This window comes from Kribbella sp. NPDC051952, assembly GCF_040680855.1.
Taxonomy (GTDB): domain Bacteria; phylum Actinomycetota; class Actinomycetes; order Propionibacteriales; family Kribbellaceae; genus Kribbella.
Genome location: NZ_JBFAXQ010000045.1, coordinates 1 through 15499, shown reverse-complemented (window position 1 = coordinate 15499; position 15499 = coordinate 1). Strand labels below are relative to the sequence as shown.

14 protein-coding genes and 1 tRNA gene are annotated in these 15499 nt (G+C 68.2%); 7 read left to right on the top strand and 8 right to left on the bottom strand.

Features of this window, described 5'->3' with window-relative positions:
* Nucleotides 1-135: 135 nt before the first annotated feature.
* Genes AB0L70_RS40185 through AB0L70_RS40175 form a run of 3 tightly spaced genes read left to right on the top strand, consistent with a single transcriptional unit; the run spans nucleotide 136 to nucleotide 2443 of the window.
* Nucleotides 136-1047, top strand: a complete 912-nt coding sequence (locus AB0L70_RS40185) for an ABC transporter ATP-binding protein (RefSeq protein ID WP_363692173.1) — start codon at nucleotides 136-138, stop codon at nucleotides 1045-1047.
* On the top strand, nucleotides 1044-1694 hold the full coding sequence (locus AB0L70_RS40180; RefSeq protein WP_363692171.1) for a DedA family protein: 651 nt from the start codon (nucleotides 1044-1046) through the stop codon (nucleotides 1692-1694). The genes AB0L70_RS40185 and AB0L70_RS40180 overlap by 4 nt, the downstream gene beginning before the upstream one ends.
* Nucleotides 1691-2443 (top strand): ABC transporter permease, encoded by a 753-nt coding sequence (locus AB0L70_RS40175; protein WP_363692170.1) that lies wholly within the window; start codon nucleotides 1691-1693, stop codon nucleotides 2441-2443. The genes AB0L70_RS40180 and AB0L70_RS40175 overlap by 4 nt, the downstream gene beginning before the upstream one ends.
* Here the strand turns inward: AB0L70_RS40175 and AB0L70_RS40170 are convergent.
* A complete protein-coding gene (locus tag AB0L70_RS40170) occupies nucleotides 2402-3076 on the bottom strand; it encodes an NAD(P)H-dependent oxidoreductase (protein WP_363692169.1) in 675 nt (224 codons plus the stop codon). The two genes, AB0L70_RS40175 and AB0L70_RS40170, sit on opposite strands and share 42 nt — an antisense overlap.
* 63 nt (nucleotides 3077-3139) lie before the next feature.
* Between AB0L70_RS40170 and AB0L70_RS40165 the strand changes: the two genes are divergently transcribed.
* A complete protein-coding gene (locus AB0L70_RS40165) occupies nucleotides 3140-4027 on the top strand; it encodes a sigma-70 family RNA polymerase sigma factor (protein WP_363692168.1) in 888 nt (295 codons plus the stop codon).
* Here AB0L70_RS40165 and AB0L70_RS40160 read toward each other — a convergent pair.
* The 5 genes from AB0L70_RS40160 to AB0L70_RS40140 form a co-directional block, all read right to left on the bottom strand.
* Nucleotides 3999-5573, bottom strand: a complete 1575-nt coding sequence (locus tag AB0L70_RS40160; RefSeq protein ID WP_363692167.1) for an AAA family ATPase — start codon at nucleotides 5571-5573, stop codon at nucleotides 3999-4001. The two genes, AB0L70_RS40165 and AB0L70_RS40160, sit on opposite strands and share 29 nt — an antisense overlap.
* 200 nt (nucleotides 5574-5773) lie before the next feature.
* Nucleotides 5774-6439, bottom strand: coding sequence for a response regulator transcription factor (locus AB0L70_RS40155; RefSeq protein ID WP_363692166.1), 666 nt, complete (start codon nucleotides 6437-6439; stop codon nucleotides 5774-5776).
* Nucleotides 6436-8010: a histidine kinase gene (locus AB0L70_RS40150; RefSeq protein ID WP_363692165.1), complete on the bottom strand. Its 1575-nt coding sequence runs from the start codon at nucleotides 8008-8010 to the stop codon at nucleotides 6436-6438. Before AB0L70_RS40150 ends, AB0L70_RS40155 begins: the two co-directional genes overlap by 4 nt.
* 47 nt (nucleotides 8011-8057) lie before the next feature.
* Complete coding sequence (locus AB0L70_RS40145; RefSeq protein WP_363692164.1) at nucleotides 8058-9911, bottom strand: hypothetical protein; 1854 nt, start codon at nucleotides 9909-9911, stop codon at nucleotides 8058-8060.
* Complete coding sequence (locus AB0L70_RS40140; RefSeq protein ID WP_363692163.1) at nucleotides 9911-10990, bottom strand: GntR family transcriptional regulator; 1080 nt, start codon at nucleotides 10988-10990, stop codon at nucleotides 9911-9913. The genes AB0L70_RS40145 and AB0L70_RS40140 overlap by 1 nt, the downstream gene beginning before the upstream one ends.
* Nucleotides 10991-11163: 173 nt before the next feature.
* Between AB0L70_RS40140 and AB0L70_RS40135 the strand changes: the two genes are divergently transcribed.
* The 3 genes from AB0L70_RS40135 (at nucleotide 11164) to AB0L70_RS40125 (ending at nucleotide 14041) form a co-directional block, all read left to right on the top strand.
* Nucleotides 11164-11865, top strand: a complete 702-nt coding sequence (locus AB0L70_RS40135) for an SDR family oxidoreductase (RefSeq protein ID WP_363692162.1) — start codon at nucleotides 11164-11166, stop codon at nucleotides 11863-11865.
* A gap of 82 nt (nucleotides 11866-11947) precedes the next feature.
* Entirely contained in the window at nucleotides 11948-13411 is a 1464-nt protein-coding gene (locus tag AB0L70_RS40130) for a glycosyltransferase family 39 protein (protein ID WP_363692161.1), read from the top strand.
* A gap of 18 nt (nucleotides 13412-13429) precedes the next feature.
* Nucleotides 13430-14041 (top strand): SUMF1/EgtB/PvdO family nonheme iron enzyme, encoded by a 612-nt coding sequence (locus AB0L70_RS40125; RefSeq protein WP_363692160.1) that lies wholly within the window; start codon nucleotides 13430-13432, stop codon nucleotides 14039-14041.
* On the opposite strand, the gene AB0L70_RS40120 is transcribed toward AB0L70_RS40125, so the two are convergent.
* Nucleotides 14031-14909 carry a zinc-binding dehydrogenase gene (locus AB0L70_RS40120; protein ID WP_363692159.1) on the bottom strand — a complete coding sequence of 293 codons (879 nt, stop codon included), beginning with the start codon at nucleotides 14907-14909 and terminating at the stop codon, nucleotides 14031-14033. The two genes, AB0L70_RS40125 and AB0L70_RS40120, sit on opposite strands and share 11 nt — an antisense overlap.
* A gap of 497 nt (nucleotides 14910-15406) precedes the next feature.
* A tRNA-Val gene (locus AB0L70_RS40115) sits at nucleotides 15407-15478 on the bottom strand.
* Nucleotides 15479-15499 lie beyond the last annotated feature (21 nt).

The following is a 15499-nucleotide window of genomic DNA, read 5'->3' as shown; positions in this document are numbered from 1 at the left end:
GCCACAGATGGTATCGACATCGCCACCGTGACCCGACGGCGTATCCACAGGCCCGGCGTACCTGACGAAAGTCGGGGGTCGGTCCAGCCGTTGGTCCGATGTGCCAGGGGTGCCCGGATTCATAGGTTCGGGAGCGTGATCACCCTCGAAGGACTCACCAAGAGGTACGGCGACACCCGTGCGGTGGACGCCCTCGACCTCACCGTCGCCCCCGGCCGTGTCACCGGCTTCCTCGGCCCGAACGGCGCCGGCAAGTCGACCACGATGCGGATGATCCTCGGCCTGGACACCCCGACGTCGGGCACTGCCTTGGTGGACGGACGCCCGTACGCGGAGTGGCCGAAGCCGCTGTCCAAGGTCGGCGCGCTCCTCGATGCCAAGGCCCTGCATCCGCGGCGGTCCGCCCGCAACCACCTGATCGCGATGGCCCGGAGCAACGGCATCGCGGTCAGCCGGGTCGACGAGGTGCTGTCGACCGTGGGCCTGGACTCGGTCACTCGAAAGAAGGCCGGCCAGTTCTCCCTCGGGATGGGGCAGCGCCTCGGCATCGCCGGTGCACTGCTCGGGGATCCGGAGGTGCTGATGTTCGACGAACCGGTGAACGGGCTCGACCCTGACGGCGTTCGCTGGGTCCGCCAGCTGATGCGCTCGCTGGCGGCGGAGGGGCGGACGGTGTTCGTGTCCAGCCATCTGATGAGCGAGATGCAGTTGACCGCCGACCAGCTTGTCGTGATCGGGCGTGGCCGGTTGATCGCGGACGCGCCGGCCGCGGAGGTGATCGCGGGCTCGTCCCGCACCACGGTTGCCCTCCGCGTCCCCGACCAGATGCAGCGGGCTTTGCTCCAGGAGCGGCTCAGTGGTGAGGCCGAGCGGGTGGAGTCCACGGACGACCGGCTGGTCGTTACCGGCGTACCGGTCGAGAGGGTCGGCGATCTGGCGCACGAGCTCGGCGTACGGCTGCACGAGCTGCATACCGAGCGGGCCTCGCTGGAAGAGGCGTACATGGAGCTCACCGCGGACAGCGTCCAGTACGGGGTGTCGGCATGAGCGACCAGATCTTGCACTTCACCAACGAACTCATGTCCTCCTGGTGGATCTACCTTGCGTTGTGGGGCTTCGCAGCGCTGGATGGCTTCTTTCCGGCCATCCCCAGCGAGACGCTGGTCGTCACGGCCGGTGTCTTCGCCGCATCGACCGGCGAACCCAACCTGTACGCCGTGATCGCGGTAGCCGCGATCGGGGCGTTCGTAGGCGATCACGTGTCCTACGCACTCGGCCGCGGTGCCGGTGGTCGACTGCTCGACCGGGTGAAGCCCGGGACGAAACGGCATGCGGCTGTGCTTTGGGCGCGACGATCACTGGCCGAGCGGGGCGGACTGGTCCTCGTAGTGGCTCGGTACGTGCCGGGCGGTCGCACCGCCGTGACGCTGACGATGGGGTCGGTGCGCTATCCCCTGCGCAAGTTCTCCACCTTCGCCGCGCTCGCCGCCGCCAGCTGGGGCCTGTACTGCACTCTGGTCGGCTACATCGGCGGCAAGGCCTTCGAGGACAACCCACTGAAGGGCGTCGTACTCGGCATCGGCCTGGCGCTCGCGGTGACGGTGATCGTCGAAGTGGTCCGGCACCGGCTCCGGAAGCGGCACGACTCTCAAGCTCAGGTAGAGCCTCAACTCGAGGAAGCAGGCACACGATGAACGCGGTGAGGTCGGAGTGGACCAAGCTGTGGACGGTCCGGTCCAGCTGGTTCAACATCGTCGGAGCGGTCGGGTTGGCGGGCCTGCTCGGCCTCCAGTACGGGTTCAGCACCGCGTACGACAACACCCACCTCGAGCCGGGTGAGATCGCAAAGCAGCAGGCGGTCGGGGACATCGGCAGCTCGGTCATCCTGATCGTGCAGGTGGTCGTGGCTGCGTTCGCACTGCTCACGGTCACGTCGGAGTACGCGACCGGCAGCATCCGCTCGACGCTCCAGTGGACTCCGGTCCGGCGGAACGTCGTACTGGCCAAGGCGGCTGTGCTGGCTCCGGTGTTGTTCGTCTATGGACTCCTGCTGGCCGGCATCTCTGCTGCGGCAGGCGGTCTGGCCGCCGGGTCCTGGGCTGACTGGAGTGCGGGTGAACTGGTCGTCGATCTGTTGTCGGTGGGGTTCTACGTGACCCTGGCCGGCCTGTTCACCGCTGGGATCGCGTGGGTCGTCCGCAGTACGGCTGGAACGCTCACTGTGGCATTCCTACTGCTGTTGATCGTCCCGTTGATGCTCAGCCAGAGCTCATTGCGCCCACTGGTATGGATCGCGGCGCTCCTGCCGGGCGGCGCCGGTCAGAACTATCTGACCGGCGCTACAGACCCGCTCTCCCCCACGCTGAGCGCGGTTGTCCTGCTGCTGTGGGCGGCCGGCGGTCTAGTGCTCGGCAGTCGCGTTCTCGCGCGGCTCGACGCATGAGAGCACCTCGGCCCGAGCGGCAGCGAGTGAACGCTCGGCCAGCGGGCGCAGGTCAGCCAGATGCGGGACCAGCGAGGCCAGACTGAGCTCGGCGCTGATGATGCGCAGGTTGCTGTCCGGCAGACCGTGGTCGGCGAAGTACGCACGGAGATAAGGGAGTTCGTAGTCCCAGCCCTCGCGCGGAGTCCCCGGTCCGTAGGCACCGCCACGGCTCGTGATCACCACCACCTCGGTGGCTTCGAGCGTGAAGGCGCCAGGGAACGTGACGCGGTCGATCCAGGCCTTCAGCGAGGCCGGGACCGAGTAGTTGTACATCGGCGCACCGATCAGGATCGTCCGGCTCGCCACCACCTCGTCGATCAGCGGCCGGGTCACCGCCCATGCCTCGGCCTCCGCGGCGTTCTCGATCAGCGTGCAGACCTGCGCCGGCGGAAGCACACCGCAGCGCTCAGAACGCCGGCCGAGCTGGCAGTACGCCGTATCGATCGGCTGCACCGGATCCGCCGCGAGGTCCCGGTACCGGTACCCGTCCGAGCCGTGCACGGCCTGCCAGCCGTCCGCGAACAGCCGGGTCAGCTGCCGGGTCACCGACTCGTCGGAGCGGTTTGCACTGGAATCCAGATGGAGCAACATGGTCACCTTCGCTGATTGGGGTCGTCAGACTGGGTGACGGCAACCAGTCCGGAAAGGTGACCAGTGATCGGCGACGAACTGACCGCAGCGTTCGAGGCGGAGCGGGACAAGCTGGAGGCGGTTGCCTATCGGCTGCTCGGCTCCCGTGGCGAGGCCGAGGACGCAGTGCAGGAGGCTTGGCTGCGGCTCTCGAAGGCCGAGGACGTGGACAACCTGGGTGCGTGGCTCCGGACCGTCGTGACCCGGATCTGCCTGGATGTGCTGCGGGCCCGCAAGATCCGTCCGGAGGAGTTCGCGAGCCCCGACGAGCTCGAGCAGACACCGGAAGTCCGTCGTACGCCGGAAGACGAAGCGCTGGTCGCGGACTCGGTCAGTAGGGCGCTGCTCGTCGTACTGGACGCGCTGGAGCCGGCTGAGCGGATCGCGTTCGTACTGCACGACATGTTCGCCGTACCGTTCGCGCAGATCGCTCCGATCGTCGACCGGAACCCCGTCGCGACCAAAAAGCTCGCCAGCCGGGCACGGCGGCGTGTGCAGGGTCAGCCGGTCGTACCGGCCGCGGAGCTCGCCCGTCAGCGCCGCGTGGTGTCTGCCTTCCTACAGGCAGCGCAGGCCGGTGATCTGACCGCGATCCTCGCCGTCCTCGATCCGGACGTCGTACGCCGGGTGGACGCCACCGCTCTCTCCCCCGGGATGTCTGCCGAGCTCCGGGGTGCCCGCGCGGTCGCCGAAGGCACCGCAGCCCTGGCGGCTCGCTCTCAGCTCGCGAAGCTGGCCCTGGTCAACGGGGAGGTCGGTGTGGTGCTCGCGCCGGGCGGACAGCTGTTCCTCGCCATCGCCTTCACCAGCGAGGCGGACCGGATCACGTCGTACGACGTCATCGCGGACCCGGACCGCCTCCGCCGGTTGAGTCTGTCCGTCCTCAGCGAGGAACGTTCAGCGCGATCGTGATCTGCTCGGACACCTTGGCCGCCAGCTCCAGACCGGCGCGCCTGGTGGCCGGCTGAAGCGCGGAGTGGTCCAGCGGACCCTCCGCGGCGATGTGCATGTCGGTCGGGATGTCGATCACAGCGGCCGCACGGGACTCGAAGTACGGGCGGAGCTGCTTCTCGACCTCCTTGTTCACATCGCCAGGACCGTTGGAGACCGCGATCACCGCGCGACGGATCAGCCGCTGCGCCTCCGGACCCTGGTTGTCGAGCTCCTCGAGCATCTGCACGGCGGCCGCGCAGGACAGGCTCTTCCACTTGATCGGGATGACGAGGGCATCCGCCGCCTTCATCGCCTCGCGCCAGTTGCTGGAGCCCTCGTTGTTACCGGTGTCGATCACCAGCACCTTGTAGAAGCGGCTCAGCAGCCGGTGGATCTGGTCGAAGTCCTTGGCCTCGATCTGCGCGTACGTCGTGGTCGCCGACGTCAGTACGTCGTACTGACCGGCCACCTGATGCCGCAGGTACGCCGCGACATCGCCGAGCCGCGCATCCGGCTGGGTCAGCATCTGCATCGCCTGCAGCATGTCCGTGACGGTGGACCGGGCGTTCGTGTCGTGCGTGCGCAGGTGCATGTTGCCGCGCAGCTCGTTGTTGTCCCAGGCCACTACCCCGCCACCACGGGCCTGACCGAGCGCGCCGGCGAGCAGCAGCGTGGTCGGCGTCTTGCCCGAGCCACCCTTGGGGTTCGCGACGACGATCGTGACCGGACGGCGGAAGGCAGTCGCGGCAGTCGCGCGCGCGATCCGCTCCGAACGCTCTGACGTGCCCGGACGCAGCTTCAGCACACTCCGTACGCCGCGCTCGGCCGGAGCCTCACGTGGCAGCGGCAAGGCCTGCATCAGCTCGTCGGTCCGGTAGGACACCTCGCGCTGCTGCGGCACGTTCTGGCCGGGAATGCCCTGCGGGAAGAAGTGCTGGGCTGCCGGGGACAGCGGCTGCCCGCCCTGGCCGCCTTGGGGCTGACCGCCTTGTTGACCGGGCTGCGCCTGACCTGACTGCGGCTGACCGGGCTGCGGCTGAGCGGGCTGTGCGGGCGGCTGACCGCCGGCTGCCGAGATGTGGAACGAGGAGCCACCGAAGACGGGGGTGTTCGGCGTCGCGGTCGCGCTCTCGGCCGGGGCTGCCTTCTCCGGCTCCTGCGCGTCGCTGTCCTCGTCGAAATCGTCCGCCTCCGGCTGGGTCCACGAGCTGGCGGACTCCGCGGCAGGCTGCGTCCAGGATGGCGTCGGCGGGTTCAGCGGTTGCTGGGCCTGTGGCTGTGACTGCGGCTGGGTCCAGGGAGCCGGCTGAGCGGGCGGACGGGACCACGAGTCACCCGGGAACTCCTGCGAGAGCGCGTCCGGCTGCTCGTCGGTCTCGACGGCTTCGGGCTCACTGTCCTGCTTCGGGTCGGACTGGTTCGGGTCGGGCTGGGACCAGGAGGGAGTCGGTTGCCACATTCTCCGGACCTCGGCCGCCGCCGCTTCCCGGTCCTTGTGCTGTCCGGAGTTGTGCGAGTCGGTCACGACCTGGATCCCCGATTCTGTCAGAGGGGACGGTGCCCCTGCAGGCTTGCTGGAACGTGTCCGGAGGTGAGGTCTCCGGGGAGGGGACCACTATCCCATGACCCGGTGTCCTCACCACGTCACCACCCGGAGCGTCGCCACGGATGCCGGTCACCAGTATCCACGCCTCAGCGGCCATCGCACGTGCTGTCCGAAACAGGTCAACTGGTGACCAGGCCTGCCTCGTAGGCGACGATCGCGGCCTGGACCCGGTTCTTCACCGCCAGCCGCAGCAGGATCGCGCTCACATAGGCCTTCACGGTCCCTTCGACCAGGAAGAGCCGACGTGCGATCTCGGCGTTCGACAGCCCCGCGCCGACCAGTCCGAGCACCTCCAGCTCACGCGGACTGAGTACGGCGACCTGCTCCTTGGCGGCAGCGGCCCGGGCCATCGCGCCACCGCCGGCGCCCGAGCTGAGCTCCGCGATCACCCGCTGCGCAACCCGCGGGGACAGATATGCGGCGCCTTCCGCGACAGCTTTCAGCCCGGCGATCAACTCCCGCGGATCGCCCGATTTCAGCAGGAATCCACTCGCGCCATCGCCCAGTGCCCGCGCGATATAGGCGTCCTCGGAGAAGGTCGTCAGCATCACCACCGCCGTCTCCGGCAGGGTCCGCCGGATCTCGGCACCGGCCGCCAACCCGTCCATCCGCGGCATCCGGATATCGAGTACGGCGACGTCCGGCCGATGCCGCTGTACCGCCTCCACCGCCTCGAGGCCATCGGCTGCTTCGGCAACGACCTCGATCGCCTCGTCGGTGCCGAGGATCGCGCGGACCCCGGCCCGCACCATCGCCTCGTCGTCGGCGAGCACGACCCTGATCATCTGTTCTCCTCGGGGGTCGGCGTCACGGAGCCGGTCTGGACGACGGCCTTGGCCACGAGGACTCCGCGGCTGAAGCACAGGCGATAGGCGTAGTTGATCGAGAAGGGTGCGTCCGGCCGGTAGTAGCGGCAGGTCCAGTCGCTCGGCGGGTCGTAGCGCTCGGTCGGCGCGTCCACCATTTCCATTGCCGGGAGCACCTTCCGTACGTCGTCCTCGGACTGGCCGATCGTGAGTGCGTCGTACTGACTCGGGCGCAGGATCGAGCTGTAGCCGGCGATCAGGTAGTAGCCGAGGGCAACCACTCCGATGACCGCGCCGAGGATCAGTGGTGCGGCGATGGCGGTGATCAGTCCGCGTCGCGCACTGCGCCGTACGGTTGCCCGCTCGACCGCCGCTGTCTCGGGCACGGTTGCCCGCGGCTCCGGGCGGCCGCCCGCTCTGGGGATAGTGGCGATCACCTCGAAGCCTTTGGTGTCTCGCTGTCCTGCGGTCAGCGAACCGCCGGCCAGCCGGACTCGCTCGCGAAGACCGTCGAGACCACGCCCGCCGGTGGATACCTCCGGCACCGGCCGGGTCGCGCCGGTGTCCACGATCGCTACTCGCACGGCATCGGTGGTCCCGGTGATGGTGACCGTCACCGCGGCACCGGGCGCATGCTTGCTCGCATTCGTCAGGGCCTCCTGGACGACGCGATGCACTGCCCGGTCCACCATCGGCGACAGCTCGCCCTGGTCTTCGTCGACAAGGCGCACCGCCAGCCCCGATGCGGCAGCCCGCTCGACCAGCGCCGCCACCGTCTCGTCGTGCGGCATCACCGGCGCCTCTGCATCCCGCAGTACGCCAACGATCTCACCGAGCCGCTCGGTCGCGGTTGCTGCCGATTCGCGCAGCGATGTTGCGGCCCGCCGGTGCTCCTCAGGGAGCGAGGGGTCCAGTTCCAGCGCAGCGGCCTGGAGCGCGATCAGACTCAGCTCGTGCCCGACCGAGTCATGCATGTCCTCAGCGATCCGCGACCGCTCCCGCAGTCGTTCCTGGTCGATCGCCATCCGCTGCTCGCGTTCGATCCGCAGCGCCCTGTCCCAGCCGGCCGTCTCCAGCAACGCCTGCTGAGCGCGGTAGCGGCCGATCAGCCAGGGCAGGACTACCACCAGCAGAGCCAGCAGGAGCATCACCAACCAGGTAAGCACCGCCTCGGTCACTGGCGTCTCGTGGCCCAGCACCAATCCGAGCAGGAGCATCCCGAAGAGCGACCCGCTGCAGACCATGACGAAGTGCTTGACCTGCGTCTCGCGCCGGCCGGCCAGATAGCTCAGCAAACTGATCGCGGGGACGAGGGCGATCTGTACGCCGTTCGTCGTCCCGAGACCGATCGCGAGCAGGACGATCTCCACCCCCGCGACCGCAGCCAGCGCCGCGAGTGGCCACCTGCGCCGACCGAAGGCCGCGAAGCCCAGTACGCCGACACTCGCGGCCTGCATCCAGTAGTAATCGTTGCGGGCGCCGCTTTCGAGCAGCACGAGGACGCTCAGCGCGGCCCACAGGCCCACGTCTCCCAGGCGCCGCCACGTCATGCCCTAGACGCTACACACTCGCTGGGCTCCCGCCGTACTGCCGAAAGTCAGGTGTTGGCGGCGACGGTGAGGCTTGCACCAGGGGCTAGCTCGACCGGTCTCCCGTCGAACGGTGTCTCCGCGCCATCCTCGGAGCGGACGGTCAGCCGGTCGGTCTGTGGGTACAGCGCGCTGAGGTCGAGCTGGAAGGTGCGGGCCGATGACGCCAGGTTCTGCAGGGTGAAACCGTCTGGCCGGTAGTCATAGCGCAGCTGGTAGCTCTGCTGGGTGAGCGTGACCGAGCCGGGCTGGGTCAGGCGTGGCGCGACCAGGAGATCGGCGTCGAGCGTCGGCCGGAGACCGACGTACTCGCAGAGCATCACCCAGGCGTAGACACAGGGATATTCGTAGTAGTGGGCCGCACCGTGCCAGGGCGTCCCGTCGACGTAGTAGACGTGGCTCATGTCGTAGCGCTCGCCCATGACGTAGTCGTCCGCAGCGCCTTGCCGGGCGACCTTCTCGAGCTGGTCGAGCAGCATCCCGCCCTGCCGGCGCCAGAACCAGTACGCCGCGTCCCAGCACCAGTAGCGGCCGGCGGCGCAGAGATCGTACGGGCCACCGTCTCCGATCTCGTCCGGCGTGTAGTCGGCGATCCGGGCGGCGAGGAAGGTCGGGAACCGCTGGAACTCGTCGAGCTCTCGCTGCACCAGGTCAACGACGTGATCCGCCTGTTCCGGCAGCGCGGCTCCGAACATCACCGGGAGCACGTTGGCCAGCAGATGGATGTGGTCGTGGACCACTCCGGAGCGGTCGACCCAGTCGACGAACCGTTGCTGCTCCGGATCCCAGTAGCCGACTGGCAGCGGTTGCGCGATCGTTCCGGCGAGGAGCTGGGCCACTGCGGCGTACCGGTCGGCCTGTTCGCTGCGGCCTAGCAGGCGTTCGAGCTGTGCGAGGAGGTCGAAGGAGTGCGAGGCAAGGGCTGCGGCGAGCGTCTCGCGGCCGTCCTTGATCACCTGGTCCTCGTAGTACACGTCGGACCAGAGCCGGCCGAGCGGGTCGATGCAGGCCTCGACGCAGGATGCGGCGCCCTCGACGTCGCCGATGTTCTGGCGCAACCAGCCGAGGTCTTTGGTGCGGGCGACGTACAGCCAGATCGACTCGATCACCTCGACGTTGCCGGTGACAAGGAACATGTTCGCGTTCGCGGTCCCGTCGAGGCTGTTGCGCCGGACGTGGTACTCACGGTCTCCGTCAGGTTGCACGGCGCACGGGTCGCGCCACAGCTGCTGGGGATCCTCGCGCATCAGTCGCAACTGGAGCTCGATCATCCGGCGGACGACGGCGAGATCGAGGCCGCTCCCCCAGGCGATCCGGCCCTTGATCTGGAACTCGTGGTCGACGTCGGGGTAGGTGCCGACGTACTTGTCGGCCAGCGTACTGATCACGAAGCCGTCGGAGACGGGATAACCGGAGGCCGCCGTACGTTCGATCACGCAGGGCAGCATCGTGCCCCAGTAGAAGCCGGCCAGGGCGTCAGCGAGCGGACCGGCGCCGGGAAAGTCCAGTACGAACTCGTCGCCGCGCACGTCCGCGTGCGGCCTGGCCTGGTGCGTAGTCAGGGTCGCGGTCGGAGCCTGCACCGTCACACGGCATCCGTCGGGGTCGAAATCGACCGCTATGGCTGCGTCGGCTTCGATCAGCCAGGCCGGGTCGCTGGAGTGCGGAGACTCGGGCAGCACCCAGCACACTCCGCTGCCTTGTAATGGGCTACGCGTCGCATCACCGGGCAGGACGTAGTCGCCATCGAGGACGAAGACGGGTCCGAACGGAAATCGCAGCTCGAGAGGCTGGTTGCCGTCCGCGGTCCACTTGCGCTCGTCGATCCGCGTCATGGTGGCGGAGGTCGTTGGTTGCCCCATCACCTGTTGCTCGCGGCATCGATGATCTCGAAGGGGACCAGCGAGAGGTTGGGCACCGGCTCACCCCGCAGCTGTGCGAGCAGCATGTCGACCGCGCTCCGTCCCATCTCCGCCTGGTTCTGCCGGACATGCAGGTATGGCGGTCCGCCGATGGAGTCCCCCGGTGAGTCGAAGCAGGCGATCACGTGACCACCGCCCAGCGCCCGGTCCACCATCCGGGCCAGGTTGTACTCACACGCGAAGTACGCCGTCACCTCCGGCGTCCGGTCGCGGAACGCGCGGATCACCTCGATGTCCGCGCCAATGCTCTCGGTGGTGGTCGAGCCGGGCAGGGTGCTGCGCAGGTCCGTCAGCTCATGCGCCTTGCCCCGACTCCCGAACGCCGAGCGGAACCCGTCCAACCGCTCCTCGATCGAGGAGGTGTTCACGGGCGGCGGCGACAGGAAGGCGATGTGCCGGTGCCCCTGGTCGAGCAGGCGCGACGTCAGTGCCCGCGCGGCCGCCACGTTGTCCGTGTGCACGGCCGCGACTGGGATACCGGACAGGTGGCGGTCGACGAGGACGACTGGGTACCCGCCGAGCACCTGCCGGAGCAGGCTGGCGTTGTAGAAGTCGCCGTGGACCGGAAACACGATCAGACCGTCCACGGACGCGACCAGCGAGTCCACGGCCTTCTCCTCGTCGGTCTGCCGCCCGTGGGTTCGCCGTACGACCAGGTGGGCGCCGTACTCCGCGCAGCGCTCCTCGATCGCGTTCATCAGGTCCAGCCCGTACGCCTCGGACATGTCCGGCATGATCAGCGCGATCGAGCGGGCCTCCCCCTTCGGGCGGCCGCGCAGTGGCATCGAGACATCGGTCAGGTCCGGCAGACGGCGTACGACGAAGGTGCCCTTGCCGCGGATGCGCTCGACCAGGCCGGCCTCCCGCAGTACCTCGAGGGCTCGTTTGGACGTGATCCGGCTGACCTGGAACTGGGCCGCCAGCTCCATCTCCGACGGCACCCGGTCGCCCGGGCCGAGGGCGCCGCGCCGGAGCTGCTCCAGGACGTGCGCGCAGATCCGCTCATACAGCAATGCCACTTACGTCGTCCCCTCGTCCGCCCGCTTGCCCATCCTCCCGGCTGACCCTTGGCTCGGGCTGTCCCCGTGGCTCGGGTTGTCCCCGTGGCTCGGGTTGTCCCCGTGGCTCGGGTTGTCCGGTTGGCATATCCAATCATCCCCGACTGTCGGTGGGTGGTGGCAGCGTGGGTTTCATGCGAATCGACGGGAAGCTCGCAGTGGTCACCGGAGGCTCGGTCGGCATCGGCCGGGCGATCGCAGAACGCCTGGCTGCGGCCGGAGCGGAGGTGGTCGTCGCCGATGTCGATGTGGACGGCGCAGGTTGGACTGCCGACGCGCCTGGGATCCGGTTCGTCGAAGTCGACATGACGGACGACGCCGCGGTCGTCGAACTGATGGCATGTCAACCACAGATCCTGGTGAACAACGCGGGTGGCGGCGCCGTCCTTCGGCCGTGCTTCCCGGAAGCGTCGGTCGAGCGGTGGTCGGCATCGCTTGCGCTCAATCTGCGCGCGCCGATGCTCACCACGCAGCTCGCGCTCCCGGGCATGAAGGCGGCCGGCGGTGGCGCGATCGTGAACGTGGGATCGACCGCAGGGTTGGGATTCGGGCCGCATGTGTCACCGGAGTACAGCGCGGCCAAGGCTGCCTTGATCCGGCTGACGGCGACGTTGGGCGTGCTCGACGGGGCGCGGGTGAATTGCGTCGTACCCGACTGGGTCGCGACCGAGCGCGGCCTGCGCGAGCGGGCTGCTCTTCCGGCCGCTGAGCGGGGTGCTGACTTGGTGCCGCTCGAGCAGCTGACGGATGCCGTTCTGGCCTTTGTCGAGGACGACAGTTTGGCCGGTCGCGTGGTGTTGCTGGACCGTGGCGCTCCGACACGGATGCTCGACTGACTGACGGAAATGCGTGGAGAGTGCTTGCCGAGTTCCTGATCAGGTCCTGGTGAGGGACCCCATCGACTGACAACATTCCCGCATGACACGCCCATCAGTGCCTGCCTTCGCAGCTCGGCCCGTCGCGTCCATCGCGGTCGTCGTCGGGCTCCTGCTCACGGCGCTGTCAGGGCGGTACGGGTACCACCGCGACGAGCTCTACTTCATGGTCGCCGGCCGCCACCTCTCGTGGGGGTATGTCGACCAGCCTCCGCTCACGCCGTTCCTGGCGCGGCTCTCGACCACGGTGTTCGGAGACACCGTGATGGGGCTGCGCGTCTTGTCGACGATCTCCAGCGTCGTGGCGGTCATCGTGGTGGCGCTGATCGCGCGGGAGTTCGGCAGCGACCGGCGTGGGCAGATCCTGGCCGCGGTGTGTGCAGCGATCTCCGGTTTCCTGCTGGGAGTCGGTCACATCGTGTCGACGGCGACGTACGACCTGTTGGCCTGGATGCTGATCGGGCTGTTCGCGGTCAAGCTGTTGCGGACCCTGGACGGGCGGTGGTGGTTGGCGCTCGGCCTGACCGCGGGCATCGCCGTGGAGAACAAGTACCTGGTCGTCCTGCCGATCGGGGCACTGCTGGTCTCGCTGCTGATCGTCGGCCCACGCTCGGTGCTCCGGTCGTGGTGGCTGCCAGCCGGTGTCGCCGTGGCCGCGCTGTTCGCTCTACCGAACGTGCTCTGGCAGTTCCGGCACGACTGGCCGCAGCTCACGGTCGCGACCGGGATCAGCGAGGACGACGGCAACGAGAACCGGATCATGTTCATCCCGCTGCAGATCCTGCAACTGTCGCCGTTCCTAGTGCCGGTCTGGGTGGCGGGGTTCCTGCGGCTGTGGCGGCAGTTGCCGTGGGCACGTTCCGTCGCACTCGCGTATCCGGTGCTGTGCGTCGCCGTACTCATCGCGGGCGGGAAGTCGTACTACGCGCTTCCCCTGCTGCTCGTGCTCGTCGCCGCGGGATGCGAGCCGACGCTGCGCTGGATCGATCGGCATCGGCCGGCCGCAATCGTTGGCCTCGTGCTCACCGCATTGACCTCCGCGCTGTTCACCTTGCCAGTGCTGCCCCCGTCCGCGGTGGACTTCGTCATTCCGTTGAACAAGGAGCAGGGCGAGCAGGTCGGCTGGCCCGAGTTCGTCGCCTCGGTCGCGGGAGCCTGGGAGCAGATCCCCTCAGGCGATCGCTCGACCGCGACCCTCTTCGTCAGCAACTACGGCGAGGCCGGGGCCATCGATCGGTACGGCGCATCGCACGGACTCCCGACCGCGTATGCCACACACATGAGCTACTACGACTGGAACCGGCCACCCGACAGCAACACCGGCCCCGTCCTCCTGGTCGAGATCGGCCGCACCCCGATTCGCGAACAACACTTCCGCAATTGCCGCCAGATCGGGGCCGTCGACAGCCTGGTCTCCAACGACGAAAACGGCACCGCCCTCGTCCTCTGCGACGCCCCGGCCGAACCTTGGACCACCCTGTGGCCGAAGCTCCGCCAGTACTACTGATCCCCGTACGGTTGGACGATGCACTCGATGGTCGACATCCCGGCCGGCGCCATCGCCCTCCGGGACGACCGCCTCGGCACCCGCTGGGAGGTCACGCTGCCCGCGTTCCGCCTCGGCCGCTACCCGGTCACCGGCGCGGACGACGTCCCCGTCGCCTCGGTGAGCTGGTACGACGCGGTTGCCCTGTGCAACAAATTGTCCGCGGAGGATGGGTTTCCCGCGGCGTATGAGATCTCCGGGGAGGACGTCACGCTGGTGGACTCCTCCCCCGGATACCGGCTGCCGACCGAGGCCGAGTGGCAATATGCCTGCACCGCGGGTGTTCCGGCGTACCGGTATGGCGGGTTGGACGAGATCGCCTGGTACGCCAACAACTCAGACGGTCGCGCTCAGGCTGTCGGTCAGAAGGTGGCGAACGCCTGGGGTCTCCACGACATGCTCGGCAACGTGTGGGAGTGGTGCTGGGATCTGTACGACCCGGCGACGTACGGCTCCTACCGCATCTTCCGCGGCGGCGGCTTCGACGACCCGGACCGTTCGATCGGTTCGACTGTCCGCCGCCGCTCCCACCCGACGTTCGCCATCGAGGATCTGGGCCTCCGATTGGCCCAGTCCGTCGTCACGGCCTGAGGGCCAGCTTTCCCGTGGTCGTGCGGGCTTCGAGTTCGGCGAGCGCCTTGGCACCGTCCGCGAGGTCGTAGACGGTCGGTTCACCGGGTGGGTAGACGCCGGCTTCGATCAGCTTCGCCAGTTCGTCCATCAGCTCGGCGAACAGCTCCGGCGCGTGCTGACCCAGTACGCCGATGTGCAGTCCGATCACGTGGACCTGGTGCTTGAAGTTCAGCTCCCAGTTGCTGATCGAGGCCTCACCCCCGGCAGCGCCGTACACGATGACCTTCCCCGTCACCCGCTTCGCGACGGCCACGCTCTGCTGGAACGTCGTGCCCCCAACGGATTCGAGTACGACGTCAACGCCACGGTTGCCCGTGATTCGCAGTACCTCAGCCGTCACGTCCTCGGTCCGGTAGTCGATCAGGTGATCCGCACCCAACCGCCGTACGACGTCATGCTTCTCCGCCGAGGCAGTCCCGATCACGGTCGCGCCATAGTGCTTCGCCAACCGCACAGCCGCCTGACCCACCGCACCGGCAGCCGCATGAATCAGTACGGTCTCCCCCGCGCTCAACCGCCCCAGCGGCCGCAACGCGGCAAGCGCGGTCGCCCAATTCAGCACCAGACCCAGCGCCTGCTCATCCGCCCACCCCGCAGGCACCAACGCAACCGAGCCCGCCGGCATCACGACGTACTCCGCAAACGCCCCTTCCCCGGTCCCGACAACCCGGGCCCCCACACCAACCGAGGTCACCCCGTCCCCGACCGCAACCACTTCCCCCGCCGCCTCAAACCCAGCCACATAAGGCACCTGCGGCCCACCGTCATACGTCCCCCACGCCCGCATCACATCCGCAAAGTTCACCCCCGCAGCCCCCACCTTCACCAGCACCTCCCCCACACCAGCCCGAGGAACAGCCACCTCCACAACCCGCATCCCACCCGGCCCGTCCAACCGCCCCTGAACCAAACCCCGCAAAACTCCTCCTACGACCCTCATCAAATTAGACAAAGATCGTACGATGCCCTGGTCCAGCGACCACTCATTTACCAGAACGCGGACACAGGTCGAATGACCGCGCCGCCCACCCCCAGCCGCCGAGCGAAGCAAAGGCAGCCGACCGCGGCGAGCACCCCAGCAGCCGAGCGAAGCGAAGGCGAAGGAGGTGTGGGTGGCGCCCAGCTGGCACCGGTTGATGTGGCGAGTAACCCCAGCCGGCAACTGTTGACGCGGCGCTCAGCCAGAGCAGCCGAGCGAAGCGAAGGCGAGAGGGGGTGCGGGTGGCGGAGCCCCCGCGGCGCGGCAAGCGAAGCGCAGCCGCACAAATGACGAAGGCGAGGCGGTCTGCGCTTTCCGCAGACACACCTCGCCCATCGCCTTCGTGGACGATACTGGGATCGAACCAGTGACCTCTTCCGTGTCAGGGAAGCGCGCTACCGCTGCGCCAATCGTCCAAAACCAACACATTCAGGCTC

What these genes read in the sequence shown, in the direction of transcription:
- AB0L70_RS40180 (WP_363692171.1), top strand. Translation starts at nt 1,044, where the DNA reads ATGAGCGACCAGATCTTGCACTTCACCAACGAACTCATGTCCTCCTGG.
- AB0L70_RS40125 (WP_363692160.1), top strand. Translation starts at nt 13,430, where the DNA reads ATGCACTCGATGGTCGACATCCCGGCCGGCGCCATCGCCCTCCGGGAC.
- AB0L70_RS40135 (WP_363692162.1), top strand. Translation starts at nt 11,164, where the DNA reads ATGCGAATCGACGGGAAGCTCGCAGTGGTCACCGGAGGCTCGGTCGGC.
- AB0L70_RS40155 (WP_363692166.1), bottom strand. Translation starts at nt 6,439, where the DNA reads ATGATCAGGGTCGTGCTCGCCGACGACGAGGCGATGGTGCGGGCCGGG.
- AB0L70_RS40175 (WP_363692170.1), top strand. Translation starts at nt 1,691, where the DNA reads ATGAACGCGGTGAGGTCGGAGTGGACCAAGCTGTGGACGGTCCGGTCC.
- AB0L70_RS40145 (WP_363692164.1), bottom strand. Translation starts at nt 9,911, where the DNA reads ATGGGGCAACCAACGACCTCCGCCACCATGACGCGGATCGACGAGCGC.
- AB0L70_RS40170 (WP_363692169.1), bottom strand. Translation starts at nt 3,076, where the DNA reads ATGTTGCTCCATCTGGATTCCAGTGCAAACCGCTCCGACGAGTCGGTG.
- AB0L70_RS40130 (WP_363692161.1), top strand. Translation starts at nt 11,948, where the DNA reads ATGACACGCCCATCAGTGCCTGCCTTCGCAGCTCGGCCCGTCGCGTCC.
- AB0L70_RS40150 (WP_363692165.1), bottom strand. Translation starts at nt 8,010, where the DNA reads ATGACGTGGCGGCGCCTGGGAGACGTGGGCCTGTGGGCCGCGCTGAGC.